This window comes from Monoglobus pectinilyticus (assembly GCF_002874775.1).
GTDB lineage: Bacteria > Bacillota > Clostridia > Monoglobales > Monoglobaceae > Monoglobus > Monoglobus pectinilyticus.
In genome coordinates this window covers 931,689-957,588 of the sequence record NZ_CP020991.1, presented here as the reverse complement: position 1 = coordinate 957,588, position 25,900 = coordinate 931,689, and the positions used below count along the sequence as shown (strand labels likewise).

General features: G+C 37.8%; 26 protein-coding genes, 1 tRNA gene and 3 pseudogenes. 11 read left to right on the top strand and 19 right to left on the bottom strand.

Annotation, left to right across the window (positions count from 1 at the left end; translation table 11 throughout):
• Positions 1 to 101: 101 nt before the first annotated feature.
• Entirely contained in the window at positions 102 to 1,580 is a 1,479-nt protein-coding gene (gene abc-f, locus B9O19_RS04360; protein WP_102365273.1) for a ribosomal protection-like ABC-F family protein, read from the bottom strand.
• A 402-nt stretch (positions 1,581 to 1,982) separates the two neighbouring features.
• Entirely contained in the window at positions 1,983 to 2,243 is a 261-nt protein-coding gene (gene rpsT, locus B9O19_RS04355) for a 30S ribosomal protein S20 (RefSeq protein ID WP_102365272.1), read from the bottom strand.
• Between the two features lie 226 nt (positions 2,244 to 2,469).
• Between rpsT and gpr the strand changes: the two genes are divergently transcribed.
• The 3 genes from gpr to hemW all read left to right on the top strand — a co-directional run bounded on the left by gpr (position 2,470) and on the right by hemW (position 6,538).
• On the top strand, positions 2,470 to 3,477 hold the full coding sequence (gene gpr, locus B9O19_RS04350; protein WP_102365271.1) for a GPR endopeptidase: 1,008 nt from the start codon (positions 2,470 to 2,472) through the stop codon (positions 3,475 to 3,477).
• A gap of 108 nt (positions 3,478 to 3,585) precedes the next feature.
• Entirely contained in the window at positions 3,586 to 5,391 is a 1,806-nt protein-coding gene (lepA, locus tag B9O19_RS04345; RefSeq protein WP_102365270.1) for a translation elongation factor 4, read from the top strand.
• Positions 5,392 to 5,407: 16 nt separating this feature from the next.
• The gene (gene hemW, locus B9O19_RS04340) at positions 5,408 to 6,538 is read left to right on the top strand and encodes a radical SAM family heme chaperone HemW (protein WP_102365269.1); all 1,131 of its coding nucleotides are present in this window, start codon (positions 5,408 to 5,410) and stop codon (positions 6,536 to 6,538) included.
• A 45-nt stretch (positions 6,539 to 6,583) separates the two neighbouring features.
• Here the strand turns inward: hemW and spoVT are convergent, their stop codons facing one another.
• Complete coding sequence (gene spoVT, locus B9O19_RS04335; protein ID WP_102365268.1) at positions 6,584 to 7,120, bottom strand: stage V sporulation protein T; 537 nt, start codon at positions 7,118 to 7,120, stop codon at positions 6,584 to 6,586.
• Positions 7,121 to 7,351: 231 nt separating this feature from the next.
• On the opposite strand from spoVT, the gene B9O19_RS04330 reads away from it, so the two are divergent.
• Positions 7,352 to 7,436, top strand: a tRNA-Leu gene (locus B9O19_RS04330).
• Positions 7,437 to 7,570: 134 nt separating this feature from the next.
• On the opposite strand, the gene B9O19_RS04325 is transcribed toward B9O19_RS04330, so the two are convergent.
• The 5 genes and pseudogenes from B9O19_RS04325 to B9O19_RS04305 all read right to left on the bottom strand — a co-directional run bounded on the left by B9O19_RS04325 (position 7,571) and on the right by B9O19_RS04305 (position 10,839).
• Positions 7,571 to 8,542, bottom strand: a complete 972-nt coding sequence (locus tag B9O19_RS04325; RefSeq protein ID WP_245863008.1) for a reverse transcriptase family protein — start codon at positions 8,540 to 8,542, stop codon at positions 7,571 to 7,573.
• Between the two features lie 37 nt (positions 8,543 to 8,579).
• Positions 8,580 to 8,768 (bottom strand): hypothetical protein, encoded by a 189-nt coding sequence (locus B9O19_RS04320; protein ID WP_102365267.1) that lies wholly within the window; start codon positions 8,766 to 8,768, stop codon positions 8,580 to 8,582.
• Positions 8,769 to 9,207: 439 nt separating this feature from the next.
• Complete coding sequence (locus B9O19_RS11815) at positions 9,208 to 9,369, bottom strand: hypothetical protein (RefSeq protein ID WP_169925265.1); 162 nt, start codon at positions 9,367 to 9,369, stop codon at positions 9,208 to 9,210.
• A 40-nt stretch (positions 9,370 to 9,409) separates the two neighbouring features.
• Positions 9,410 to 10,365, bottom strand: a pseudogene (gene mobV / locus B9O19_RS04310) (MobV family relaxase).
• Positions 10,366 to 10,482: 117 nt separating this feature from the next.
• On the bottom strand, positions 10,483 to 10,839 hold the full coding sequence (locus tag B9O19_RS04305) for a cysteine-rich VLP domain-containing protein (protein ID WP_102365265.1): 357 nt from the start codon (positions 10,837 to 10,839) through the stop codon (positions 10,483 to 10,485).
• A 166-nt stretch (positions 10,840 to 11,005) separates the two neighbouring features.
• Here B9O19_RS04305 and B9O19_RS04300 point away from each other — a divergent pair, with 166 nt between their 5' ends.
• Entirely contained in the window at positions 11,006 to 11,785 is a 780-nt protein-coding gene (locus B9O19_RS04300) for a helix-turn-helix domain-containing protein (protein ID WP_102365264.1), read from the top strand.
• A gap of 222 nt (positions 11,786 to 12,007) precedes the next feature.
• Here B9O19_RS04300 and B9O19_RS04295 read toward each other — a convergent pair whose 3' ends face one another.
• The 3 genes from B9O19_RS04295 to B9O19_RS04285 all read right to left on the bottom strand — a co-directional run bounded on the left by B9O19_RS04295 (position 12,008) and on the right by B9O19_RS04285 (position 12,917).
• Positions 12,008 to 12,307: a DUF6809 family protein gene (locus tag B9O19_RS04295; RefSeq protein WP_102365263.1), complete on the bottom strand. Its 300-nt coding sequence runs from the start codon at positions 12,305 to 12,307 to the stop codon at positions 12,008 to 12,010.
• Entirely contained in the window at positions 12,307 to 12,591 is a 285-nt protein-coding gene (locus B9O19_RS04290) for a hypothetical protein (protein ID WP_102365262.1), read from the bottom strand. Before B9O19_RS04290 ends, B9O19_RS04295 begins: the two co-directional genes overlap by 1 nt.
• A gap of 143 nt (positions 12,592 to 12,734) precedes the next feature.
• Positions 12,735 to 12,917 carry a ribbon-helix-helix domain-containing protein gene (locus tag B9O19_RS04285; protein WP_245863007.1) on the bottom strand — a complete coding sequence of 61 codons (183 nt, stop codon included), beginning with the start codon at positions 12,915 to 12,917 and terminating at the stop codon, positions 12,735 to 12,737.
• A gap of 558 nt (positions 12,918 to 13,475) precedes the next feature.
• Here B9O19_RS04285 and B9O19_RS04280 point away from each other — a divergent pair.
• The 3 genes from B9O19_RS04280 to B9O19_RS04270 are packed head-to-tail and all read left to right on the top strand — an operon-like array spanning position 13,476 to position 15,859.
• Positions 13,476 to 13,832, top strand: a complete 357-nt coding sequence (locus B9O19_RS04280; protein ID WP_102365260.1) for a helix-turn-helix domain-containing protein — start codon at positions 13,476 to 13,478, stop codon at positions 13,830 to 13,832.
• Positions 13,829 to 14,371: a hypothetical protein gene (locus B9O19_RS04275; RefSeq protein ID WP_102365259.1), complete on the top strand. Its 543-nt coding sequence runs from the start codon at positions 13,829 to 13,831 to the stop codon at positions 14,369 to 14,371. The genes B9O19_RS04280 and B9O19_RS04275 overlap by 4 nt, the downstream gene beginning before the upstream one ends.
• A 12-nt stretch (positions 14,372 to 14,383) precedes the next feature.
• On the top strand, positions 14,384 to 15,859 hold the full coding sequence (locus B9O19_RS04270; RefSeq protein ID WP_102365258.1) for a recombinase family protein: 1,476 nt from the start codon (positions 14,384 to 14,386) through the stop codon (positions 15,857 to 15,859).
• 26 nt (positions 15,860 to 15,885) lie between these two features.
• Here B9O19_RS04270 and B9O19_RS04265 read toward each other — a convergent pair.
• The 8 genes and pseudogenes from B9O19_RS04265 to B9O19_RS12235 all read right to left on the bottom strand — a co-directional run.
• Positions 15,886 to 16,121 (bottom strand): annotated as a pseudogene (locus B9O19_RS04265) (barstar family protein).
• A 177-nt stretch (positions 16,122 to 16,298) separates the two neighbouring features.
• Entirely contained in the window at positions 16,299 to 16,697 is a 399-nt protein-coding gene (locus tag B9O19_RS04255) for a hypothetical protein (RefSeq protein WP_102365255.1), read from the bottom strand.
• Between the two features lie 192 nt (positions 16,698 to 16,889).
• The gene (locus B9O19_RS04250; RefSeq protein WP_102365254.1) at positions 16,890 to 17,174 is read right to left on the bottom strand and encodes a hypothetical protein; all 285 of its coding nucleotides are present in this window, start codon (positions 17,172 to 17,174) and stop codon (positions 16,890 to 16,892) included.
• Positions 17,175 to 17,197: 23 nt separating this feature from the next.
• On the bottom strand, positions 17,198 to 17,830 hold the full coding sequence (locus B9O19_RS04245; protein ID WP_102365253.1) for a hypothetical protein: 633 nt from the start codon (positions 17,828 to 17,830) through the stop codon (positions 17,198 to 17,200).
• Entirely contained in the window at positions 17,827 to 18,231 is a 405-nt protein-coding gene (locus B9O19_RS04240) for a hypothetical protein (RefSeq protein ID WP_102365252.1), read from the bottom strand. Before B9O19_RS04240 ends, B9O19_RS04245 begins: the two co-directional genes overlap by 4 nt.
• A gap of 531 nt (positions 18,232 to 18,762) precedes the next feature.
• A complete protein-coding gene (locus tag B9O19_RS04235; protein WP_102365251.1) occupies positions 18,763 to 19,242 on the bottom strand; it encodes a stalk domain-containing protein in 480 nt (159 codons plus the stop codon).
• 33 nt (positions 19,243 to 19,275) lie between these two features.
• A complete protein-coding gene (locus B9O19_RS12000) occupies positions 19,276 to 19,935 on the bottom strand; it encodes a cyclophilin-like fold protein (protein ID WP_245863005.1) in 660 nt (219 codons plus the stop codon).
• 63 nt (positions 19,936 to 19,998) lie between these two features.
• Positions 19,999 to 20,313: pseudogene (locus tag B9O19_RS12235) on the bottom strand (flavodoxin); the annotation flags it as partial.
• Positions 20,314 to 20,371: 58 nt separating this feature from the next.
• On the opposite strand from B9O19_RS12235, the gene B9O19_RS04220 reads away from it, so the two are divergent.
• The 3 genes from B9O19_RS04220 (at position 20,372) to carB (ending at position 25,696) form a co-directional block, all read left to right on the top strand.
• On the top strand, positions 20,372 to 20,653 hold the full coding sequence (locus tag B9O19_RS04220; RefSeq protein ID WP_154058618.1) for a type 2 periplasmic-binding domain-containing protein: 282 nt from the start codon (positions 20,372 to 20,374) through the stop codon (positions 20,651 to 20,653).
• An 834-nt stretch (positions 20,654 to 21,487) separates the two neighbouring features.
• Entirely contained in the window at positions 21,488 to 22,048 is a 561-nt protein-coding gene (locus B9O19_RS04215; RefSeq protein ID WP_102365249.1) for a DUF305 domain-containing protein, read from the top strand.
• Positions 22,049 to 22,480: 432 nt separating this feature from the next.
• A complete protein-coding gene (gene carB, locus B9O19_RS04210; RefSeq protein ID WP_102365248.1) occupies positions 22,481 to 25,696 on the top strand; it encodes a carbamoyl-phosphate synthase large subunit in 3,216 nt (1,071 codons plus the stop codon).
• Positions 25,697 to 25,900: the final 204 nt, after the last annotated feature.

Genomic DNA, 25,900 nt, shown 5'->3' with positions numbered 1-25,900 from the left:
AATGTGTATTCAGCCTGAAAATATTGAATATGCAGGATGAGTAAATTCGAGTATATTAGTCAGCAAATTTATACTACGTATTTTACAAATGCGGAATACATTTATATATGGATTGTTTTGTTTGCGATACTATCGCAAAATATTTTGTCATGCTCAACAAAAATCATTGTCGGCTTAAATTCTGAGAGCAAGTTCTCTATCTGCATTCTAGAAAATATGTCAATATAGTTCAGAGGTTCGTCCCATATCATTAAATTGGATTTTTCACATAAGCTCTGCGCTATCAGCACCTTCTTTTTTTGACCGAGACTATAGTTGTTCATATCTTTTTCAAATTGTATCCGTGAAAAATCAAGCTTTCTGAGAATGGTTTTAAATAATGTCTCATCTAGATTTTTCTTAATGGCATATTTCTTTAAGCTGCCAGAAAGAAAAGAGACATCCTGAGGAAGATATGAAACGATTAAACCGCTTCCTATTTGAACAGTGCCGCCATGCTCAATTTTTTCACCGCAAATCAGTTTGAGTATACTGGATTTTCCAGAGCCGTTTTTACCCTCTATTGCAACTCTGTCACCTTGCAGAACATCCAGGTTTATATTATCGCAAATTATGTTTGCGTCATATTTTATAGATACATCTTCCATATGAATCAATTGTTTTGTTTTAAATGGGACTTGGTGTATTTTAAGCGAGTCAGTTGTTTCGATATTTTTTAACAGGCCGGCTTTCTCTTCGATGGCCGACTCTTTCCTTGAAACTATAGACTTTGAACGCTTCATCATCTTTGCGGACTTGTGGCCTATAAAACCTCGGTCGGGTCTGAGGCCTGAATTTTTGGTTCCGCATTTTGTTTTTTCTACTTTGTCTGACCATTTGGCGGTTCTCTGCGCTGACTGTGAAAGCCGTTTTATATCTTTCTTTAGCTTTTCATTTTTGGCCAGTTCGAAATTATCACGCTGTTCTTTGTTTAAAAGCCATGATGAAAAATTTCCTTTTTGTATTTCTATGTTTGTTTTGTTTATTGAGATTATGTGGTCTACACACTTGTCAAGAAAGGCTCTGTCATGTGAAACAAGGATAAACCCCTTTTTCTGACTGAGGTATTTTGCGACTGTTTCACGTCCCTCAGCGTCAAGATGATTTGTTGGTTCGTCTATAAGCAGAAAATTACTTTCTTTCAAAAATAAAACCGCCAATTGAAACTTTGTTTTTTCACCGCCGGAAAGGGTGGAAAAAGGCCGATATAAAATATCATCGCTCATGCCGAGCAAGTTTATTTCACGGGAAAGTTTCCAATATTCAAAATCACTGAAAATAAATTCAGCAATATCGATTGTGTCAACATCGTCGTCAGGAATATCAAACGGAAAGTATTCAAAGTCTGCAGATGATGAAATTGTTCCGCTGTATTTATATTTACCCATCAGCAGGTTCAAAAACGTTGTTTTTCCGCGGCCGTTTCTGCCAATAAATCCGGTTTTCCAATCGGTGTTAATCTGAAAAGACGCGTTTTCAAATATATTGTCATAGCTGCCCTCATAGGCAAACGTCAGGTTTGAAATATTAATTTGGGACATAAAAAGACCTCCTCCAAAATTATGAAAGCTGCAAGAAAGTAAATCCCGGCAGCTCAAAAAATTTCATAATAATGAAAAAGGTTAAATATATAAAAACATTTTGAGTTGTATGAATTGGTAACTTTCCTGCGCGGGCATAACAAACAGGCGGAAGGATCCGCTTCCATAATTCTGTTATGCCAAAATATCAGCAAGAAAAATTACGCATTCTTTCAACTCCAATCTTAAAATCTGAACGTATTGTAACATATAATATGACTTATGTCAACTTAAAAATAAAAAAGGAGCCGCGTCCGGCTCCGATCATTTGTAGAATTTTAATGATTCCAAGTGTTAGATGTTGCCTAAGCAACCATGGATTCAATTTATTGCAGGCATACCGCCTGTTATATCTTGATTATGCTACGCGATTTTGTTAAGCATATTTGAATACTGGCTCTTTCTGCGAGAAGCAGTGTTCTTATGAAGAATACCTTTCGCAACAGCCTGATCTGTCTTCTTAACAACAACCTTGTAAGCATCGGAGGCAGCTGCCTGTCCTTGCTTTAAAGAAGCTTCAAACTTCTTGATAGCGGTCTTTAGCTGAGACTTAATAATCTGATTTTGAAGAGTCTTTTTCTTAATAACTTTAACTCTTTTCTTAGCTGATTTAATGTTAGGCATAATTTCACCTCCAAACAATAACGATTTGATTTTTACATCAGTATTACGTATTATAACATTATATTTTCCATAATGCAAGACTTTTTTTAAAATTATTTTAAATTTTTTTATTAATCCAAAAACAGTTTCAATTCTCAGCGCCGTGTGTTTTTATAAATAATCTTATAGTATATAAATTAAGATAAACGAAAAAATATATCTATATAAAATTTTATGAGGTGATAAAATGGCAGAACAAGTTAGATGCGACTTAGCGCTGGAAGCGAAAGAATTATATTCCGAAACGGCAGAAAAAGCTGATGAGGTCGGTGGTATATCTGTTGATGAATATTCTATTGAAAATATAATAAAAGTCACTCGCGTAAAAATATTAAATGAAGAGGGAGAAGAAAACCTAGGAAAGCCTAAGGGTGACTATATAACGATTGAAATGCCCAGCAGGTTCTATGGAGAACAGAAAATATATGAAAAAATGTGCCAGGTATGCGCTGAGGAACTGAAAAGCCTGACTGATAAGTTTATAACAAAAGACGATGATGTGATTTTGGTTGTAGGTTTGGGAAATCAGAATATCACTGCGGACGCACTTGGACCCAAGGTCATATCGTCATTAATGATAACCAGGCATCTAAAAGAGTATGTCCCTGACGAGATTCAGAACGGTGTGCGCTCAATCTGCGGCATTGTGCCGGGAGTGTTGGGACTGACCGGTATTGAAACCGGAGAGATAATAAGGGGTCTGGTTGACAGGATAAAGCCCAAACTTGTTATTGCTATAGACGCTCTTTGCTCAAGAAAAATGGAGCGCGTCAACACAACTATACAGATATCTGATACCGGTATAACTCCCGGTGAGGGGGTTGGAAATAAGCGCAAGGGCTTAAATATTGACACTTTGGGAACGCCTGTAATTGCAATCGGAGTACCCACGGTTGTAGACGCCGCTACAATTGCCGGAGATACGCTGGACATGCTGGTTAATGCTGCCAGCCAGGGCAAGGCAGGAGTTTTGAAAGATTTGCCGACAAGACAGACTTTAAAGCTAATCGGTGAAATGGCTGACGAAAAGTATGAGCTTATAAAAGAGGTTATAAAACCAAAGTTCGGAAGCTTTATAGTTGCGCCGAAAGATGTTGACACTATAATTGACGATATATCTTCAGTGGTGGCAAATGGGATAAATATTGCCGTAAATGATGGAATAACACTCAAGGATGTAGACAGATACAGATAGATTATAGGCAAATTTGATGTTGATATTTGGGGCGGTTTATGTTAGAATATTATGTCAGTAGAACAGTTATGTTCGTTTATATTGATTAACCGACTTGGAGGAAAACTAATGAATCGCCAGGATAATATAAGAAATTTTTCAATAATCGCTCATATTGACCACGGAAAAAGCACCTTGGCAGACAGGCTTTTGGAGTTTACCGGGGCTTTAACCCAGCGTGAGATGCAGGCGCAGATACTTGACAATATGGAATTGGAGCGTGAGCGCGGGATTACCATAAAAGCGCGTGCCGTGAAATTGATTTATAAAGCTAAAGACGGAAAAGAGTATGAGCTTAATTTAATAGACACTCCGGGACACGTTGATTTTAACTATGAAGTGTCTCGTTCCCTGGCTGCGTGTGAGGGCGCTGTTTTGGTAGTGGACGCCGCTCAGGGTATTGAGGCGCAGACTTTGGCAAACACATATCTAGCTATGGAGCATGACCTCGAAATCGTACCTGTTATAAATAAAATTGATCTTCCCAGCGCAAGACCGGACGAGGTGAAGCAGGAGATAGAGGATGTTATAGGCATAGATGGAGAAAATGCGCCTTTAATATCAGCTAAAAACGGAATCAATATTGAAGAGGTTCTTGAAAAGATTGTTGAGCTTATCCCTCCACCGGCCGGAGATGAAGACGCACCGCTGAAAGCGCTTATTTTCGACTCTTATTATGACGCGTATAAGGGTGTTATTGTTTATGTTAGGATTATAGACGGCAAGCTAAAATCCGGTCAGAGAATAAAAATGATGGCGACAGGCAGTGAGTTTGATGTTGTAGACGTAGGTTATCTGCATCCTAACGGTTTGGTTTCAGCTGATGAAATTTCTGCGGGTGAGGTTGGATTTATTACCGCCAGCATTAAAAACGTGCAGGATGTTCATGTCGGCGACACGGTGACAACTTCTGAAAACGGCGCTGAGGAAGCTCTGCCGGGTTATAAGGAAGTTAAGTCCATGGTATACAGCGGTATATATCCGGCTGACGGAGCAAGATACGACGACCTCCGCGAGGCGTTGGAAAAACTTCAGCTAAACGACGCGGCGCTTAATTTTGAGGCGGAAACTTCGGTGGCTCTGGGATTTGGATTCAGGTGCGGATTTCTTGGGCTGCTGCATATGGAAATAATCCAGGAAAGGTTAGAGCGCGAATTTAACCTTGATTTGGTAACAACCGCGCCGTCGGTTGAGTATAAGGTAATAAAAACGGACGGAACAATTTTAACTATAGACAACCCAACAAATCTGCCGGACGTTTCAGAAATTGATTATATGGAGGAGCCGATAGTCAGGGCTTCTATTCTGTCGCCAAAGGAATATGTCGGCAGTATAATGGAGCTCTGTCAGGACAGGCGGGGAACCTATATAGATATGGAATATCTTGATGAAACCAGGGTTCAGCTCAACTATTTTCTGCCGCTGAACGAGATTATATATGACTTCTTTGACGCGCTGAAATCCAGAACCAGAGGATACGCTTCGTTTGATTATGAGTTTGAAAGATATGAGAGGTCAGACCTGGTTAAACTGGATATGCTGCTTAATGGTGAAATGGTTGACGCACTGTCGTTTATTGTTCATTCGGACAGAGCTTATTCCAGGGGCAGAAGAATGGCTGAAAAGTTAAAAGAGGTTATTCCGAGACAGTTGTTTGAAGTGCCGATACAAGCCGCTGTCGGAGGAAAGATTATTGCCCGCGAGACGGTTAAGGCGATGCGCAAAGACGTTTTGGCAAAGTGTTACGGCGGAGATATATCCAGAAAACGTAAGCTGCTTGAAAAGCAGAAAGAGGGTAAAAAGCGTATGCGCCAGGTAGGAAGCGTAGAAGTGCCGCAGGAAGCATTCATGTCCGTATTGAAGCTTGATGAATAATTTTGGAGATTAAAATATGACCGGAGCATATATTCATATACCTTTTTGCAAACAAAAATGTAAATACTGCGATTTTAACTCATATTCGGGAATGACGGATATGAGTTATTCATATGCGGATGCTTTGATAAAGGAAATCGAAACGGCAAAATTAAAATTGCCTGATACTAAACTCAGCTCAATATATATAGGAGGAGGAACTCCGACATATATTGATACCGCGCTGACAGAGAAGATTGTTGAGGCTGTTAAAAATAATTTTTCGATTAAAGATGACGCCGAGATTACTATAGAGTGCAATCCTGGAACGGCGGACTTTGAAAAACTCAGCAGGCTGAGAAAATGCGGTATAAACCGCTTAAGCATAGGTATGCAGTCGTCAGCTGACGATATGTTAAAAAGTTTAGGCAGGGTACATAACTATAATGATTTTTTGGAATGTTTTAAAAGTGCCAGGAATTCCGGGTTTGAAAATATTTCTGTAGATTTGATGTTTGGATTGCCGAACCAGTCGTTGGACTTATGGAAAGAGACTTTGGAAAAGACGGCAGAGCTGGAGCCTGAACATATTTCGGCTTATTCATTAAAGATTGAAGAGGGAACGCCCTTTTGGAGACTTTTTAACGACGGAAATTTAGACTTGCCCGATGATGATAAAAATAGGGAGATGTATGACTTCTGCGTAAATTATCTCGATAATAATGGGTATAACAGATATGAGATATCGAATTTTGCAAAGCCGGGATATGAATCACGTCACAATCTTTTATACTGGAATTTAGATGATTATATTGGATTTGGAGCGGGAGCGTATTCATGTATAGGGAAGTTCCGTTTTAACAACGAAAGAAGTGTAAGCGGATATATAGATCGTGTAAATAACAGCGGAAGCGGAATTATAGAGATTGATAAAACTGCTGAATATGAACGAATGTGTGAATTTGTGTTTTTGGGTCTGAGACTCGACCGTGGAATTTCAAAAAAAAAGTTTATGAATATGTTTGGAAAAGATATTTTTGATGTTTTCGGAAAACAGCTGAATAAGCATATAAACCTGCTCAAAACAATGGAAGAGTACGGGGACATAATAAAAATAAAATCTGATTATATATATGTGTCAAATATAATACTGTCGGATTTTGTATAAAAACATACGCCCATAGCCTGAAGCCGTGGGCGTATTCTATGTCTTTTATTCCAGAGCCTTGCTTAAAAATCCTGCAGCTGTTTCTGCTAATTTCTGCTCAACTTCGTTCATACTCTTTTCAGGCTCGGCTATGAATATAACTGTTCCGACGGGGTCGCCGTCGTGTACGATAGGAGCTACAACTCCTGCTTTGTATTTGTCGCTGTCATCAATGATTTTGATAGTGTTCTCATTTTGCTTGGAATAGAACATTGTTTTCTTTTCCATTATTTTTTCAACTTCACCGGAAACCTTTTTCTCTTTAAGTTCCTTTTTGCCGTTTCCGCTGGCAGCGATTACACTGTCTTTGTCTGTGATGCAGGTGAGTAAACCTGTAGACTTGTTTAATGTGTCGGCATATTGATGAGCAAATTCGCTGAGTTCTCCGATAGGTGAATATTTTTTAAATATAACCATACCGTCACTGTCTGTGTATATTTCAAGAGGGTCGCCCTCGTGAATTCTTAAAGTTCTTCTTATTTCTTTTGGTATAACGATACGTCCCAAGTCATCAATTCGTCTGACTATTCCGGTTGCTTTCATATATTAACGCTCCTTTTTATATTTTATTGTAATTGCCATACAGCACTAAATTTGTCAAAACATAAGCTAACAAATTTTGTAACAATATTATTTGTAAAATAAAGGGACAATATACTAAAAAGACATAATATATAGACAGGAATTAAATGTAAATAATATTTATATTTCAAAAATAAAAAGAAAATTTTTTCTTGACATAGCCTATTTATTTTGTTATAATAAATAGGCTATGCGGGTATGGCGGAATTGGCAGACGCGCTAGATTTAGGTTCTAGTGTCAGCAGACGTGAAGGTTCAAGTCCTTTTACCCGCACCAAAGCATGAAAATCCGAACCTCATAAGACAGGTTGTTCCTGTTGGTGATGGGTTCGGATTTTTGCTATATTTATAGAAATTTATTTATCACAGTAGTAAAAGGTCTACAATGCGTTATCATTCATTGTAGACCTTTTAATTCACCTTATATTTTTTATCAAAAGCCAGTTTATGTACAGAAGGATATGCATTCGGTTCTATCTGTCTCGCCGCAATAACAAGTCCTCTCAGTTTCCTTCTTGCGGTTTTATTATTAGGGTTTTCTTTTAGTTCATTTAACGTAGACATGATTTTATACCGCAATGAATTTTTTACAGTAAGGCAACCATTTTTATCAATAATAGCACCAGTCACCAACTTTGGATAACATTTAGAATATGATTTAACTTTGCGTGCAGAAATTTGATACCCATACTTTTTAATAATAGATTGAACTTTGTTTTTGAATTTATTTGATATATAATTCTCAGAAGAAAAGGTTATATCATCAACATAAATTGTCATCACGATGCCATTATGATTAGCCAGTGATTGTATTTCGTCAAACATCTTATGATTCGCCATATATGAAAGTATCTGGCTTGTTGGAGCTCCAGAAATAAGATGATTCCTCGTTTTTACATTCTTTGAAATTAAAAACTCATTGACTTGCTCGACATTCTGTAAATTTGTTAAGTCTATATCTACTGTTGTTATATTCGTTATAATTTCCGCAACATCTGATGATGTTTCTAAATCGTCCTTAAAAAAAGAATAAACCTTCTCCCGGGTTATACTTGGGAAAAAGGCTGTTAAGTCTATTTTATAAACATGCTTAGTTCCTTTATGCCACTGAGCATTTTGTGAATATGATCTGCCTTTAATGCCTGAAAATACATTATCCGGAACTTGTATTGCATACAACAAGCCTTTGATCTTCGATTGTATGGCCTTTAGTTGTTCTGATGGTTTCTCAATAAGTCTTGGTTTTTTTAACGTATCAATATATGGTTCAATTTGTGAGGCCACATATTTTTGCTCAAAGAAATTATTATCCGAAACAGCTAATAGATACTTCAATACTTTTTTCGAATTTAGCTTATACAGCTTACAATTTGTATATATCAAAAGGTAAACACCTCTTTATTTTTTAAGTGTGCTGGTATTAGTAGTTCTCTGCTAAGCTAATTAACAAACGGATAACATTAGCACGCAGTTCAGGACTACAAAATGATATAACCAGTGTCAGGCATACGATGACAATTAAAATTGTCACAACGGATTTGCCATCAAGAGAAATTTTATTACCACTAAAAATATTAATGGTAATTGGGGTTTTATCCGCTTTCTTCATGGTATTTCACCTCCTTGTTATTATTGGCCTCAAACCATAAGGCTTGAGGACTCCCCAATCCGCCAATAACAAAGAGATAATAGCCGTATACCAATAACACCAGCACATTCCAACTCCCCATAATATAGTTGAGAGTCTTTCTACACCGACATATCATTCCATATTCACAATCATGATGACTATGTAGCTCAGATAGTCCGACAGTTAGTGTGAGAGTGGATAGGATATGTGCGCCAGAGTAAAATACATCCATGCTTTACAAGCACGATGCCGCCCATGTCTCCATGAGCCACAAGGGAGTAAATCTGACTATTTACTACACTGGTAAAAATATTATATCACAAATTGGTGAAATTTTCAAGTGCAATAATTATTTTATTAAGTAATTATGACACTGAAAAGGCACTTCGGGACAGACTATCCCGAAGTGCCTTTTGCATCATTTGTCTTTATTCTCTTGTTCTTTTTTCCATTCCTCAAATTCCCGTTTGCCCTCTTCGCTCTCAAAAAACTTCTGTATCTCAGGAAGTAGGCAGCGAGCAAGGGCTTCAACCTCGTGTTCAGGGATACCCGTTCCATAGTCCTTCCGTTTCTTAGCCATGCTGATCATTCACTATATATCCAAATTTAAGTCTCATTATCTATTTATCAATCCTCCCATTCCGGCCTTGCTGTTTTTGCATTACCTGTAATTCTTTTCGTAAATCGTTAGGTATGGAATCCATGAAACGGCGTAGTTCCGTCACTTCGCTTTGCAACTTGCCGATCTCAAGCTGTGTCTTGATTCTATTTCCACTCCCGTCCTTTGTTTTTTCGGCAAGATCGGCATTTTCTTTTTCCAGCAAGTCTATGCTTTTTTGATATTTCCGCAGCTGCCCTTCAAACTTTTCCATCTTGGGAAACCACTTTTTAAGCATTTTTAGTACATTGTCACGCTTTTTGCCTGCATTGAGCGGATTGATTCCCGCCAATTCGTTATCAATCAATGCCGCTTGTTTGGACAGGCTCACACTCTGCTTAAATAACCATGTGGGAATATGTTTGCGTCCTGTATCAAAAGCTGATTCACCTCTTGCTAAGTCAGGGTACTTCTTAACCATATGCGCGTGAAATTCATCTTGCCATTTGGATAACTGGGCGCGGTTGCCAAGTATATCTTTTGCGGATAGTCGCCCATCCTCTGTAATCGGCGTAAAGCAAAGGTGCAAATGCGGCGTTTTCTCGTCCATATGCACTACCGCCGAAAAGAGATTATCTTTTCCTATCTTCTGTGAGATAAAGTCAACGGCTGTCTTGAAAAATTCCTGATTTCGCCCTGCCTTTTTCCTTTGAAAAAGTCGGGACTGGCTGTTATGAGTGTGTCGACAAACATTGTGCTGTCTTTGCGTGTTCTGCACCCTGCCGCTTTGATTCGTTCATCCACTTCCAGACGGTAATATTTTGTTGGCTGAATGATATGAAAATTGTACTTGCTCTTTTCAATATTAATATTAGGATTGCTGGCATATTTCTCTTTCTGTCGTTCATGGTGCGCTTCCAGCGCACGACACGAACCACTTTTATGTTTCTCAAACCGTAATATTGCGTATTGTGGCATTATTAGTCCTCCTGTTGGTGACGGTTAGAGGGCTGTTTTCCGGGTAGGAAGTACAAACATACCGTCCACCCCGGAACGCTGCCCGCAAACCCTTGTGGAATGGGGCTTTCCTCGCCTCTATTTGTCCGCATTGTCCCGCCGCTTCCTGTCACTGGCATTTTTCTGCCGCCGATGTGACCGCCGGGCGCAGGTCACACAGTATTTCGCCCGGTTGGAGCCGGGTGCAAACGCCGCGCCGCATTCGACACACCGTTTCACACCTTGCCCCATAATCTCCGCATATAGCGCTTTGTCTGTGGGAAGTACGGCGTTTACAAACCATTTGCAAATCAGAGAGTAGGAAATACTTTGAACACAGACGCATTCCGCTCCATCGTCGAGAGCGATACAGTTTCCGTTATCATAGTTACAGCAGATTTTTCGTATCAGGGCGTTGGCCTTGCGGCGCTGCCCCGGTGTCATTTGTTTTGCCATTACTTGTCCTCCATTTTTGTGTTTTCGTCGGCCGACTAAGATAATTGTAGCACGAAAAAATGCAAACCTCGGATTTCTGCGCGGTTTGCATTTTTGGGAAGTCTACACTTCAATTATTGCATTTTTGCAACACTTGTGATAGAATATTTAAAAAGGGGGAATCGTTATGTATTTACCCGGAACGCCGAACGAGCTAATCGGCGACCTGCGAAGAAATATGGGGATTTCTCAACAAGAATTGAGCAGGAGGATTGGGATTCCCACCTCACAGATCAGCCGGCTTGAGAGTGGTCGTATCAAAAATATTAGTAGTGATATTCTTGTCAAATTGGCAAAAGAATTTAAGGTTTCAACCGATTATATCCTTGGACTTTCAACGATTCGCAATCGCAAAAATCACGACATCAGCGAATTGGGCTTATCGGATGGCGCAGTAACACCGCTTTTGAAAGGAAAGATTGATGCCCAAACACTCAACCGATTGTTAGAGCATCGAAATTTTCCAAATTTGATTAAGCTGATAAAAATATATTTTGAAGATACCCTTGTCGCCGGAATCAGAGGCCGAAACGAGATCATAGATATGGCTGTTATGTCATTGGTCGATTTCAAAAAGGATGCGCAGGACGATATAAACCTCTTGAAATCACAAAAATTGGGCGACCACGAAGCCGAGATTGAAAAGATAAAAAGCCATTTCTTGATGATTTTGCGAGATATAAAAAAGGACATGGAAAGTGGCGAATCGACGGGCGAAACCGCGACGGCAGATATGATACGGAAAATACAAGCGGAGTTAGCGGACAAGCTGCGAGAAGATATATCGGTGGACGATATGGCGGCGGCAGTCACCGCAGCGGTGGAGAAAACGGTGCCGCTGGACGAGGATAGTGCCGCGCAACTTCAACGGCTGGCGAAGCAGTTGATGGAGCAGGCGGGGGAATAGATAGCAAAACCATGAGGGTGTGTCAAGGATTTCACGAGCGGCTACGCCGTCCTTGACACACCCTCACGTTTCCGCTTAAAGGTAATTAGGCTGGAAAGCCTTCATGCGGCTTTCCAGCCCTATTTCATTTTGGTCACAACTTGGGGACAACCTGTCCCGAAGTGAAAGAAAGGCATAAAAATGAACACAGCCTGGTACGAAAACCGTATCAGGCTGTTTGTTTTATTCCTCACATACGCCGTTAATAGGACTGTATCGCGGCGTTATAAAGGTATCAAGCATAAATCTTGCCCCAAGTTTCCATCCCTCAATAAAACGCTCGCGGGCTTCGGTATCAAGGATTTCACTTTGGGCATTCATAAGCTGGGAAAACAAATGCTTTTCCTCGCCACCCAAATAGGCGATTAGTTTTTCCTCATTATCAGAAACGATCTTGACGAATGTAGCAAATTCCGATTGGCGCTTAAAGCATTTCTCGTTGGGATTGATATTGCCATAATAAAATTCTTCCAAGATGTTCATCATGCTACCCCCTGCCATATCAAAAGTTCTAGCAGGGAAGAAAGAATTTTGTTGTCTGTAATGAGCATATGAAGATGGCCGCATTCTTCATCTCGATCAACTTCTAACGCTTGCAGGGCAACCACCCTATGTTTGTTTTCCGGCTGAATCCTCAAAACATATTCTTTCCTATCAACTTTTACAGTTACGTTGAAACTGGCCTCCAATGGATTTTGTTGTGCTCTTTTAATGAGCTGATTTTGAAAGTAATCAAATTTTTCAGCTTTGAGTTGTCTGACTATCATAAAAATTATCCTTTCTTTATTTTTAGTCGCAACCCCTTGAAAAACTTAGGCACAAATGATATAATATTTTTGTGTTTCTGTCTTTCAGGCAGTCACGCGGGGGAAGTGGCTTCAACTTTAGCGAGGGAGAGCCGCTTCCTTTTTTACTTTTTGAGATCGTCATATATCCTATGAACCCCTCTTCTTAAAATTTCAGCCTGTGAAACTTCTAACAGTTTGCTACATTCTTTTAGCATTGAAACCGTTTCATCATCAGCTTTGAATTTAATAGAGGTATTCTTTGGATTGTCTGTAGGACGACCCATTTTTTTATTCCCCAATGTCATCACCTCACTTAATGGGGGCAATAATTATTATAACTTAATACCCCCACTATGTCAAGGCTGTTTTGAAAATTATTTTACTTAGTGTAAATGTACCCTATATACCGCCATGCCTTATGAAAACGGGGCGGAAATTACTCGCTTTGCGCTCGTAAATTCCGCCCCGTTTTCCTGCCGATAAAAAATGAGGTTGCCTATCCGGCGCAACCTCATTTTTCCCGTCAGTCGGCAAGGCGGTGTAACACACTACACCTTGCAAGCAAGGTTGTGTGCCAAAGTGGGACAAATCCCCCCTTTGGAAACCCCTGGTTTAATAGAAGAGTGTACATATCTCTTCTATTAAACCCAAACGGTACATTCGCCGCATAGGGGCGAATGTACCGTTTATATTAGCGGCTAACGCCGCTAATATCTATATGCCGCCGAAACAACTTCGGGACAGTCTGTCCCGAAGTTGTTTCATTATCAGACGCAAAATATAAATTTGTTTTTACGCGATAATTGAATTGACATATAATTATTATTCGTGTATAATTAGAAGTAGAAAGAGGTGTATTTCTTATGAAGATTGTCGGGGAACGATTGCGGACTTTGCGTGATAGTATCAAGCTATCGCAAACAAAATTAGCAAATATTATTGGAACAACTCAAGCGTGTATCAACCGCTACGAAACGGATGTATCATCACCACCGCTTACCGTCCTTTTATGGTATGCAGATTACTTTGATATATCACTTGATTACATTTTTGGACGGACGGACCAGCCACAAGGAAAGCTGTATGAATACCATCCTAAGATTGAAAAAAACAGCGAGGAAATGCGGCAGTTCGTTGAAATGTGCTTTGACCCTAATTCGCCTATGAATGATCGACTGAAGCAAACTTTGATTGATATGTTGGGGGAGATGAAAAAATGACCTTTAGTAATCAAATATCTATAGCAGATATTGCGTCCTGTATATCATTATTACTTGTTATAGTAGGAGGATTGTTTGGCTATCATCAATGGAAAAAGAATACTCTGTTAAAACGAGCTGATTACATAAACGAATTGACTGAGAAAATAAGGACAGATGAATTTATAAAAGAAACGATCTATGATATTGATTATGGAAAGGCTTGGTATTCTGAAAATTTCCATGGTAGTGGCAGTTTAGAACTAAGGATAGACAAAACATTATCGTATTTTTCTTATATATGTTATTTGAAAAAACAAAAGATAATTACAAATAAAGAATTTGATTTCTTTAAATACGAAATAAAAAGAATTTTGGATAATGCTCAAGTACAAGATTATTTTTATAATTTGTATCATTTTTCTAATAAATTTAATGTACCATTTACTTTTAAATATTTGTTTGAATACGGTAAAAGAAATAAATTGTTTGATTCAGACTTTTTTGATAAAACTTCTTATCATAGAAACTCACAATATCATCAAAATATAAATTTTTAAGGAGGCGAACAAATGAACGCAGTAATCTACGCCCGTTATTCCTCTGACAACCAGCGTGAGGAATCCATCGAGGGGCAACTTCGAGAGTGCAAAGAATATGCCGTGAAAAACGGCATGACAATTCTAAATACATACATTGACCGTGCCTTATCCGCTAAGACGGATAACCGCCCTGAATTTCAGCATATGATAAAGGACAGCGCAAAACATTTATTTGATGTGGTTATTGTCTGGAAGTTAGATCGGTTTGCCCGTAACCGATATGATTCAGCGCATTACAAAGCTACCCTCCGTAAAAATGGCGTGAAAGTATTGTCCGCGACCGAGGCCATTGCAACAGATTCAACAGGCATTTTATTGGAATCCCTGTTAGAGGGCTATGCCGAATTTTATTCCGCCGAGCTTGCGGAAAAGGTTGTGCGCGGCATGACTGAAAATGCGCTGAAATGTAAATATAACGGCGGCAGTATTCCAATGGGATATGCCATTGACGGTGAGCAGCATTTTCAAATTGACCCCGCCTCCGCGCCAGTCGTTATAGAAATATTCAAACTTTATTCTAAAGGGACAAGTATGCAGACGCTTGTAAATATGCTTAACGAGCGCAATATAAAATCTTCGCGCGGTGGTAAAATCACGCTGAATATTGTAAACCATATCTTGAAAAATCGTCGTTACATAGGGGAATATAGTTACCGTGACGTGATACAACCGGACGCTATTCCGGCGATTGTGCCGCAAGAGCTATTTGACCGAGTTCAAGAGCGTATGGCGAAGAACAAAAAGGCTCCTGCTCGTCATAAAGCGGAGGACGATTACCTGTTGACCACGAAACTCCATTGTGGAAAATGCGGCGCTTTTATGGTTGGTGAAAGCGGCACCAGTCGCACGATGAAGGTTCACCATTATTATCGTTGTGTCAATACCAAAAAGAAAAAGTTGTGCGACAAAAAGGCTATCAAAAAAGATTGGATTGAAAATCTTGTTGTAGAACAAACTATGAAAGTTATTATGGACGACGCGATGGTTCTGTATATTGCTGATATGGTTATGGATTTACAGGCACGAGAAAGCACCGATTTACCACTTTTGAAACAACGGCTTGCAGAAACAGAAAAGGCTATCAAAAATATGCTGGACGCGATTCAACAGGGCATTTTCAACCTTTCAACCAAAGCGCGGCTTGATGAATTGGAACAAAATAAAAGTGAACTGGAAGTCAGCATATTGCAAGAGGAAATGCAAAAACCTCTATTGACGAAAGAACAGGTCACTTTCTGGATATGCCATTTCCGAGATATTGATGTCACCAAGCAGGAACAGCGGCAACGGCTGATTGACAGTTTTGTCAATTCGGTATATCTGTATGATGATAAAATGATTATCACATTCAACTACAAAGATGGCTCAAAGACTGTATCTTTGGCAGATATAGAGGGTTCGGATTTAGCAAGGTTCGGTGCACCAAAAGCAATAGAACCAGCGTAAAAACGCTGGTTCTATTTTTGTTTTCTTTATGATATTACTTCAAAATGTATCTGCGGGACTTCGCCATGAACATCGATAAACACTTCCAGCACTTTATCCATATAGTTCTGCAAATCTTTAGGCATTGTTTCAATCCCTGTTATCTTTACAGCTATCGGTGGGCACCCTGCGTAATCTCTTAAAAGATCCCACAATGCATTCAATTCCTTCCGAACCAGTCAGGAAAGCCAAAGCTTTCCTGAATTATATCATATAATTTCATAATATACTTACACCCTGTAAAATCAAATATTATTTCCTGCATATCTAGCTCTGTTGGCATTCCCGCCTTTATTGCATATAAGTAATGATAATAAGATATGTCACCCATAATGTGTTAACGGAATTTTATGCTGTATCATTTGTATGCAATACTATTTTTATAATATCCGCACTGTAATTAAAGGCAATCTCCATGTATAACATTGTCAACCTGAATCAAGTCTATTCTTGTGAAATGATAATACATATATTTGGTTAGATTAAAATTTTTTGTGTCTGACATAAGAATGTAGTAAATATCTGAATCAATAGAAACCTTAAGATATTTTGTATTTCCTATTAGAACATCTGATTCAAGAATAGTAACTATTACATTAAAATCACTTTTTGTGTTCTCAAAATTGCCGAATAGTTCCATTTTACAATCATATACCTTCCCTTCTTCAATAAAATCGAAATTATTATAACTTACAACAGCAGAATCATCAAAACATAAATTTATTGTATTTGTATTAAGGTTTTGTAGTTCAATATCTCGAGTAGCTGCATAATTGCGAATTTTAATTATTTTATACACATATTTTTCCTCCTATTTTTTAATTGGTTAAAATGAGGCGATTGTTTAGAGGATAAAATATTATGAACAAATCTTATAGTTAATAGGTTTTTTATAAAAAGAAATTATGAATAATAGTAAGTAAAATTAATTTATGTATATTTTTAACAGAACTCAGAACTTCAATATTTAATTGGAGTTCTGTCCCAGTTTTTAATATCTTTTAAATGTAATTTTAATATTTCCATTATCAGACTTTGTCCACTTTGCGAAAACGTAAGAGTTTGCAAAGTCAATATCTAATGTTCCTTTTTTGCGTGCTGATATGAATTTCTCACTTTCGTATGGATTAATAAGCCATCCGCTTAAATCTTCTACATCGCAACCAGTGTCCGAATCTATAAAACTATTACCTTCACCCGAATCTATTAAAAATAGCTTCCCTATTTTTTCAGCCTCTTGCATAACAAAATCTAAAAATGGGTCGTTATTTAACATAATTTAAGTATCTCCTTTCTTAATTAAGGCCATATTTTTTCTGCATCTATTATTCTTGGGATATTTATACCTTCTTTTATTATGGTTATAAAGTTTCCGTTTAAATCTGTTACAACAACATCTTTATCTTGTAAATATACTTGTCCTGAGGCATTTGCCCCATTTGGCAATGTTTTACCTTGACCACGCCATAAACCTTGTCGAATTTCAGTTTTATGTATAAAGATTTCATTTATTCTGTTTCTAATTAAATATCTGCTTTCAGGATTACTTGGATTTAAACCAAAGTCTTCAGCATGTTCTCCAACTTTTTTTCCAAATTGAGAATCTGAAATTTTTATGTTCTTACCAGGAATGTTGAATTGAGATACGTAAGGTTCATGAGCAAAAGCATTTTGTGGTTCAGCAACAGCTATGTCTCCCATCATTGAACTTGTGTATGGCAGATTCATAAATGCGTTGTATGACGCATTTAATCCTTTCATTAGGCTGTCCTCAAACTCAGCTTCTGTTTTTGCAAACACCGTATTTAAGTAATTATACAGAGGTATATTTTCAAATAATTCGTCAATGGAATCTTCTGCTGTATCATTTGTGTCCGGGTTATTTTCTGCCTCATAATAATCAATGAGCTTGTTGTTCATTTCTTCTGTCAAAGTGTACCTTGAACTTGCCTGCGCCAGTGTTTCTTCCGCTTTATGCATTTCTTCAATAAAATGCGATACGGCAGATTTCCTTGCTTTGTCTCCCAGCTCATAATAGTTGGAAAACATGCGTAAGCAAGAGATATACCCTTTTCAATATAGTCATTTTCTGCCTTCATAGAATATGGCGCTGACGACAGTGTCAGCATTTTCTCGAATATCTCAGAAGTATCAAACAAGTCATTCTGTGATTCAAAAGAAAAATCAGTGTATTTCTCAAGCATATAGAAAATTGCAGATAAATCAATGGTCAGACTTTCTCCTGCAGCTATAATTTCCGCACACCGCCAGCCATATTTTGCATTAGGGTCTTTGATTGGACGCCCGCAGCGGTCACAGCGATTATTACTCAATCTTTTTAACCTTCTTTCATAATAACATTTTTTATTATATTTTCAATTCAAACGATAACTGCTGAACTGATAATAATATGTTACTACAAAGGAAGCGTCTTAAAGTTCCATTATTTAAACGGACGTGTAGTTTTGATGTAAGAATGGGGGTTAAATGGAATCTTATGATTTATGGAGTATGAGCTTTTAAGGAAAAATAAATAGTCTATATTTTTTCAAAGCCGGTTTTAATTGACAATACATGCAGGCATATTTATCTTAAACATTTTATGATGTTAATAATAATTTTCTATTTTAATTTGATAGTCTGAAAATTCAAAAGTTCCAATACAATAAGAGCGTTTTTTAATGCAAAAATTCCGATTAAGCGTTTTCGTTTAATCGGAATTTTGAATTACAGAATATATTAACCTGTTTTTATTGTATTTGTTTGTTGTATGAGTGTTTCCAATAATACTCGAATGTGGTTAGAATTTACCAGATAAATATGTATTTTATAAAATGTTAATAATATACGGTTTGTCATTGTTTTTATTTAGTAATTGTAATTAACTGCTCGTTTTCATTCCAATCTACTTTATATCCCAAGTTTTCAGATATAAACCGGATTGGCAGCATTGTTCGGTCATTTATTGTAGCGGGCGCGGTATCAAGTGTTTTTGCTTCCTCATTTACAAATGCAGTTGTGCTGTCTATTGTAAGTATTATTATATCTTTGCCGAGAGCGATTATAACATTCTGCGTATCTTCTTCCCAGGCTATAGCTCCGCCCATTTCTTCTATTAAAGCACGTATCGGTACCAATGTTCTTTCGTTGATTATAACCGGCGTAGTGATGCGTCCGGGATCAATTTCTTTTTTTATATCGTTTACTGTCATTACAGGTTCACCAATTTTCATTGTAAGAGTAAAATCGGAAGCGGAAACATTTTGAGGCTCTGCCGCGCTGCATGATGTCATACATAGTGTTGAAATTATAAATGTTAAAATTATTAATGTTATCTTTTTCATTTCTATACCTCTTAACTATATTATAATAGATTTTTATATATCGTATGCTGAAATCGTGATTATCCCGGATAACTTTTCAATGTCATCCTGTCCTGAAACAACTTCACCGAGCTCAAACAAACTGCTGTTATCGCTGAAGCTGTCATAAAACATCACTACATCGCCCCATGGTTCAAAATATGCCAGCTTGCCTTTGCCGCCGCTTGCCATTGGCGTATTGTCTATACTTAGTTTTTGAGGCGGATAGAACACTTTTTCATTGGTGCTGAAATCTTCAACTTCTATTGTAAGCGGAAGCTGGGCATAAAGTTCTTTTGCGGCTTGACTTTCATTGAGTTTATAAATAATTTCATAATCGCCCGATGATATTTTAATCTGCATCTTTTGATTTTTATTATTTTCTATCTGTTTAGCTGAATACAGCGGATTTATTGCTTTCATATCCCATAAAAACGCTTTGATCAAATCTGCGTCGGTTGATTTGTCCGAAATGTTTTCTGTTATCGTACCGCTGCCTTCAGTAATGTCAACATTGATTAATATATTATTTTTATAGAATGCTAAAATCAACGATGAGTTCTCAGGTGCATTTTTTACCGTTACAATATCATTTTCTATATTTATTTCTGTTGTTGACGGAGGAGGGGAAGAAGGCAATATCACCGGAATCTGTGTCGTTTCGGGGGTTGGCAAATCTATTGTATCCAGCCAGCTCTTAATGCTTGCTTCCGAATCACTGCCTGTCAGACGTTTTCCCGAAACCCACTCCGCATTTCCGGCAAGCGTGTGTAATTCGCTTTCACTTCCGCTTATGCCGCTGCTTCCGGATGTGCAGAATGGAATGATTGTTTTGTCTGAAAAATTGTAGCTTTCCAGAAACGTGTATATTATTTTTGGCGCTTTTCCATGCCATATCGGATAACCAAGAAATATAGCGTCATATTTATTTAAGTTTTCAATACTACCCGAAATAGATGGTCTTGCATTGCTGTCGCTCTGCTCTATATTTGCTCTTGAAGAATTATTGTTGTAGTTTAAGTCTTCCGATGAATATGGTTCTGACGGTTCAATTTCATAAATATCAGAGCCCAGTAAAGAATCTTCCGCTTATTTTTGCCAATCAGACTTTTTGGGTCACCAGAATCTTGAGTGGTTTGGAACTGATTATTCATCAATGAATATTGTCGCAACATATAATTTTATTTATAACGCAACATTTATGGTGGAAAAAGATATAGGCTATGCGCTTTGCCTTGCAAATCTTGTAAATACGGAAGGAAGCAGGAATCTTAAATTTCGTCCGATTATACCTGAAATGTCAGTTGATTTGTATATTGTAACAAAGAAGTATGAGACATTTTCTTCGGCGGTAAAACTTTTTATTAATAAGATAAAAGAGTATAAGTTTTAATAATAATATTCAGCAAGCTGTAGAGGTTGTTTAAGATTTTAAAATAATTTAGAATAAAAATGGTGAGCAAAATTTTGCTCACCATAGCTTTATGTGGTTTTTAAATACGGATATTTGATCAGATAAAAACAATGCTGTAATTTTATAAATTTCTGATTTATCATATTAGACTTTTTTCAAATATCCAAATGTTTAACTCAATATTTTTTTATTTCCTGTAATATAAAATATATTTAATGAAAAATGTAAAAAAGTTAGGTAAAACACGTTTTTTATTATTCCAGCAATTAATAGAATGATTACTTTGGATTCAGCAGTAAGGCTCATTGAGTGATGGGTTTAAATCAATAAATTCATTAAACAATTTATAATTTATTTGAGCAGAAATCTGCATATTTGTGTAAGTCATATGCCGTATGAATATGTTCTGAATAATTATGGAGTTTCATTTGTATATTAACAGGGAGCGACAAAAAATATGACCTGCTGCTGGAACTTAAATTAATAAGCTGATTTAAATTTTCATACATATTATTCACCTCAAAGATAGTTTTTACGGAGATAAAATTAATATTCTTATAGAGTCAATTGACAGATTATAAAAATTAAATCAGCTAAAAACTATATTATATGTTGTGATATAAGTCAGAACGACTGAACAATTAAATATAATGCTGGACATGTTCTGTTTGTTGAGATGTAATGTATAACTGCACTGTAAATTAAACAGGTAAATATTATAAATAGGTCTATAGATTTTTATGCTTGGAACAATAATCAATATCTTCTCATAAAATGTAAATAGTTAAAATTTAATTTTTTGGAGGTTTAAATATGGCAGACCGGAAATTAAGCAATGTTGCTAAAGCGTATTTGTGTCGTTTTTATGAGATATTAGAACAAATGACTGAGAATATGACAGAGGCGGAGTTGACGGATAGCCTTTCTCATAATTTTATTGTTCAAATGATTCCTCATCATATGGCGGCAATAGAAATGTCTGAAAATCTTTTGCAGTATACCACCTGCGTTCCGCTTCAGAATATAGCGTTAAATATTATAGATGAACAAACAAAGAGTATTGATAACATGAAAAACATACTTTGCCAATGCGGAGAACAAGATAATACGCCCTTAGATTTGTGTTTGTATCAAAAAGGCTTTAGTCAGATAACCTGTACTATGTTTACTCAGATGAAAAATGCTTGCTCAACAAATAATATCAATGCTGACTTTATTCGTGAGATGATTCCGCACCACGAGGGAGCAATCCGCATGTCTCAGAACGCGTTGCTTTATGATATTTGTTCAGAACTCGTTCCGATACTTGAAGCAATTATTAAATCTCAGAAAAAAGGTATTTGTGAAATGAAAAAATTGCTTCGGTCAGTTTGAGTTTGAAATATGCAGAAAGTTTTACTGATATTAATATAAAATTTTTGTTGTTTTCAAGTTGTCAGCTCAAATATAATAGGAAGTAAAAAGAAATTTAAAAATTTATGGCGATAAAAATTTATAACATTTACATAAACAGGAGATTTTAGCAGATAAATATTTTTTTGAAAAAATTTGTCCTTTTTGTTGACTTGTTGATGAATTTTGTATATTATATAAGTTAAGAAATTTTTGTTCTCTATAGTTTTGAAATTAACTAATAAGTAAATCTATAAAGAGCAAAAAGCGCTTTGATTTATCGCGCTCCATAACGAACTGAAAAATCTTCTATTTGCTAAAGTAAAAGTAACTGTTTCCAGCGTATTTTTGCTGTACAGAGTTTTTGCGGCAGCCGGTTTTTCGGAAAATATAATAAAAGAGGAGAGAAATAAGATGAAAAAAAGAGACGATATTCATAAGGTACTGATAATAGGTTCCGGGCCTATTATTATCGGACAAGCCTGCGAATTTGACTATTCGGGAACTCAGGCGTGCAAGGCTTTGAAAAATTTGGGTTATGAAATAGTTTTGGTAAACTCAAACCCGGCGACAATAATGACCGATCCGACCACGGCCGATGTCACTTATATAGAACCTCTTAATTTGGAGCGTATTACACAGATAATAGAAAAGGAGCGTCCGGATGCTTTGCTGCCTAACCTTGGCGGTCAGTCAGGACTGAATTTGTGTTCAGAACTTGCGGAAGCCGGAGTGCTTGAAAAGTATAATGTTGAGGTTATCGGCGTTCAGGTTGACGCGATAGAGCGCGGCGAAGACAGAATAGAGTTTAAAAAGACAATGGACTCGCTGGGGATAGAAATGGCTAAAAGCGCTGTTGCTTATACAGTTGACGAAGCGTTAGCTATAGCTGAGGAGTTAGGATATCCTGTTGTTATACGCCCGGCTTATACTATGGGAGGAGCCGGAGGCGGTCTTGTTTATAATGTTGATGAGTTAAAGACTGTTGTGTCAAGAGGTCTTCAGGCGTCATTGGTAGGACAGGTTTTGGTTGAGGAGTCTATTCTCGGCTGGGAAGAGCTTGAACTTGAGGTAGTCCGCGATTCTGAAAACAATATGATAACCGTATGTTTCATAGAAAATATTGACCCTCTGGGCGTGCATACAGGGGATTCGTTCTGTTCGGCTCCAATGCTTACTATACCCGAAGAGGTTCAAAAGCGGCTTCAGGAGCAGGCGTATAAAATTGTAGAAACTATCGAAGTTATAGGCGGAACAAACGTGCAGTTTGCTCATGACCCTGTGAGCGATAGAATTGTTGTTATTGAGATTAATCCCAGAACGTCGCGTTCTTCAGCATTGGCGTCAAAGGCTACCGGTTTCCCGATAGCGCTTGTGTCTGCTATGCTTGCCACAGGGCTTACTCTTAAAGATATACCGTGCGGAAAGTATGGAACTCTTGATAAATATGTTCCTGACGGTGATTATATTGTAATTAAATTTGCACGCTGGGCTTTTGAGAAGTTTAAGGATGTTGAGGATAAGCTCGGGACTCAAATGAGAGCCGTAGGCGAGGTTATGTCTATCGGAAAGACATATAAGGAAGCTTTCCAAAAAGCTATCAGAAGTCTTGAGACAGGCCGTTACGGTTTAGGATTTGCCAATGATTTTCATGATAAGACCAAAGAAGAGCTGCTCCAAATGCTCGCATATCCAACAAGCGAGCGCCAGTTTATAATGTATGAAGCGCTTAGAAAGGGAGCAACTGTTGAAGAACTTTGGAGTTTAACTAAAATAAAACATTACTTTATTGAACAGATGAAAGAGCTTGTTGATGAAGAAGAAGCGCTCTTAAAGGAAAAGGGACATTTACCGTCCTCCGAAATGCTGACAAAGGCTAAAAAGGACGGTTTTTCAGATAAGTATTTAAGCAAAATTTTGGAAGTACCGGAAGATGAAATAAGAAATGAAAGAATAAAAATCGGGGTTGAAGAGGCTTGGGATAAAATACATGTGAGCGGAACGCCGGACAGCGCCTATTATTATTCAACTTATAACAGTGAAAATAACAATGAAGTAACTGAGAACAAAAAAATAATGATACTCGGCGGAGGACCGAACAGAATAGGTCAGGGTATAGAATTCGATTACTGCTGTGTACATGCGGCGCTCGCCCTTAAAGAGCTGGGCTTTGAGACTATAATAGTAAACTGTAATCCTGAAACTGTTTCTACCGACTATGATACGTCGGATAAGCTATATTTTGAGCCTTTAACATTGGAAGACGTTCTCAGCATATACAAGAAAGAGAAGCCAATAGGAGTTATCGCGCAGTTTGGAGGACAGACCCCGCTTAACTTGGCGGCAGAGCTTGAGAAAAACGGCGTAAAAATATTAGGAACATCACCTGAAGTTATTGATTTAGCGGAAGACAGGGACAGGTTCAGAAATATAATGGACAAGCTGGAAATTCCTATGCCGGAAGCAGGTATGGCTGTAAATGTGGATGAAGCTTTAGAGGTCGCTGAAAAAATCGGATACCCGGTAATGGTGAGACCGTCTTATGTGCTTGGCGGACGCGGTATGGAGGTTGTGCATGATTCTGACAGTTTGGTTGGTTATATGAATGCCGCTGTTGGAGTTACGCCTGACAGACCTATACTTATCGACAGATTCTTAAATCACGCTATGGAGTGTGAAGCGGACGCAATTTCTGACGGAAAACACGCCTTTGTTCCGGCTGTTATGGAACATATTGAGCTTGCGGGAGTGCATTCAGGAGATTCAGCCTGCATACTTCCATCTCTAAATATACCGGAAGAAAACGTGAAGACGATAAATGAATATACAAAGAAGATAGCCGAGGAAATGGGCGTAGTCGGACTGATGAATATGCAGTACGCTATTGAGGACGGAAAAGTTTATGTGCTGGAGGCGAACCCGAGAGCGTCCAGAACTGTTCCGCTGGTATCAAAAGTGTGCAATATAAATATGGTCAAAATAGCTACTCAGATAATGACGGCAGAACTTACCGGAAAGCCGTATCCGCTGGACGAGCTTAAACATGGAAAGTTTTCGCATTATGGTGTTAAAGAAGCAGTGTTCCCGTGGAATATGTTCCAGGAGTGTGATCCTTTGTTAGGTCCTGAAATGAGGTCTACAGGAGAGGTTTTAGGTCTTGCCGGAACGTTTGGAGAAGCTTTCTACAAGTCTCAGGAAGCAACTCAAACGAGACTGCCGCTTGAAGGAAGAGTGTTTATAAGCGTTAACGATAAGGATAAAAAAGAGGTAGTTTCTGTTGCCCAGGATTTCCATGACGCAGGGTTTGAAATTATCGCAACCGGCGGAACTTATAATCTAATAAAAGAAGCCGGGATTCCTGCTGAGCGCATTAATAAACTCCATGAAGGAAGACCGAACGTGCTGGATGAAATAACTAACGGTAAAATACAAATGATAATTAATACTCCGGCAGGTCAGACAAGTATCCATGATGACAGTTATATCAGAAAGGCCGCAATCAAAGGAAAGATTTCATATATGACAACAATGGCAGCGGCAAAAGCGGCTTCGAGCGGTATAAAAGAAGTAAAGAATAAAAAAGTTATAGAGGTTAAATCGCTTCAGCAGCTTCATTCGGAAATAAAATAAGAAGCTAATCGCTTTATTTGAGTTTTCTGTCAAATTATAGTGTTGTATTGAGAGAAAATCAAAATTTAACTTTAAACGCCTTGCCGCTTATTAAACGGCAAGGCGCTTTTTATATAAATTGCAAAGCTGTGACTCTTAACTGTTCGGTTTATATGAGTATATTACGTCAGATAAGCATTAATACGGACTTTATTGACGGTTTAG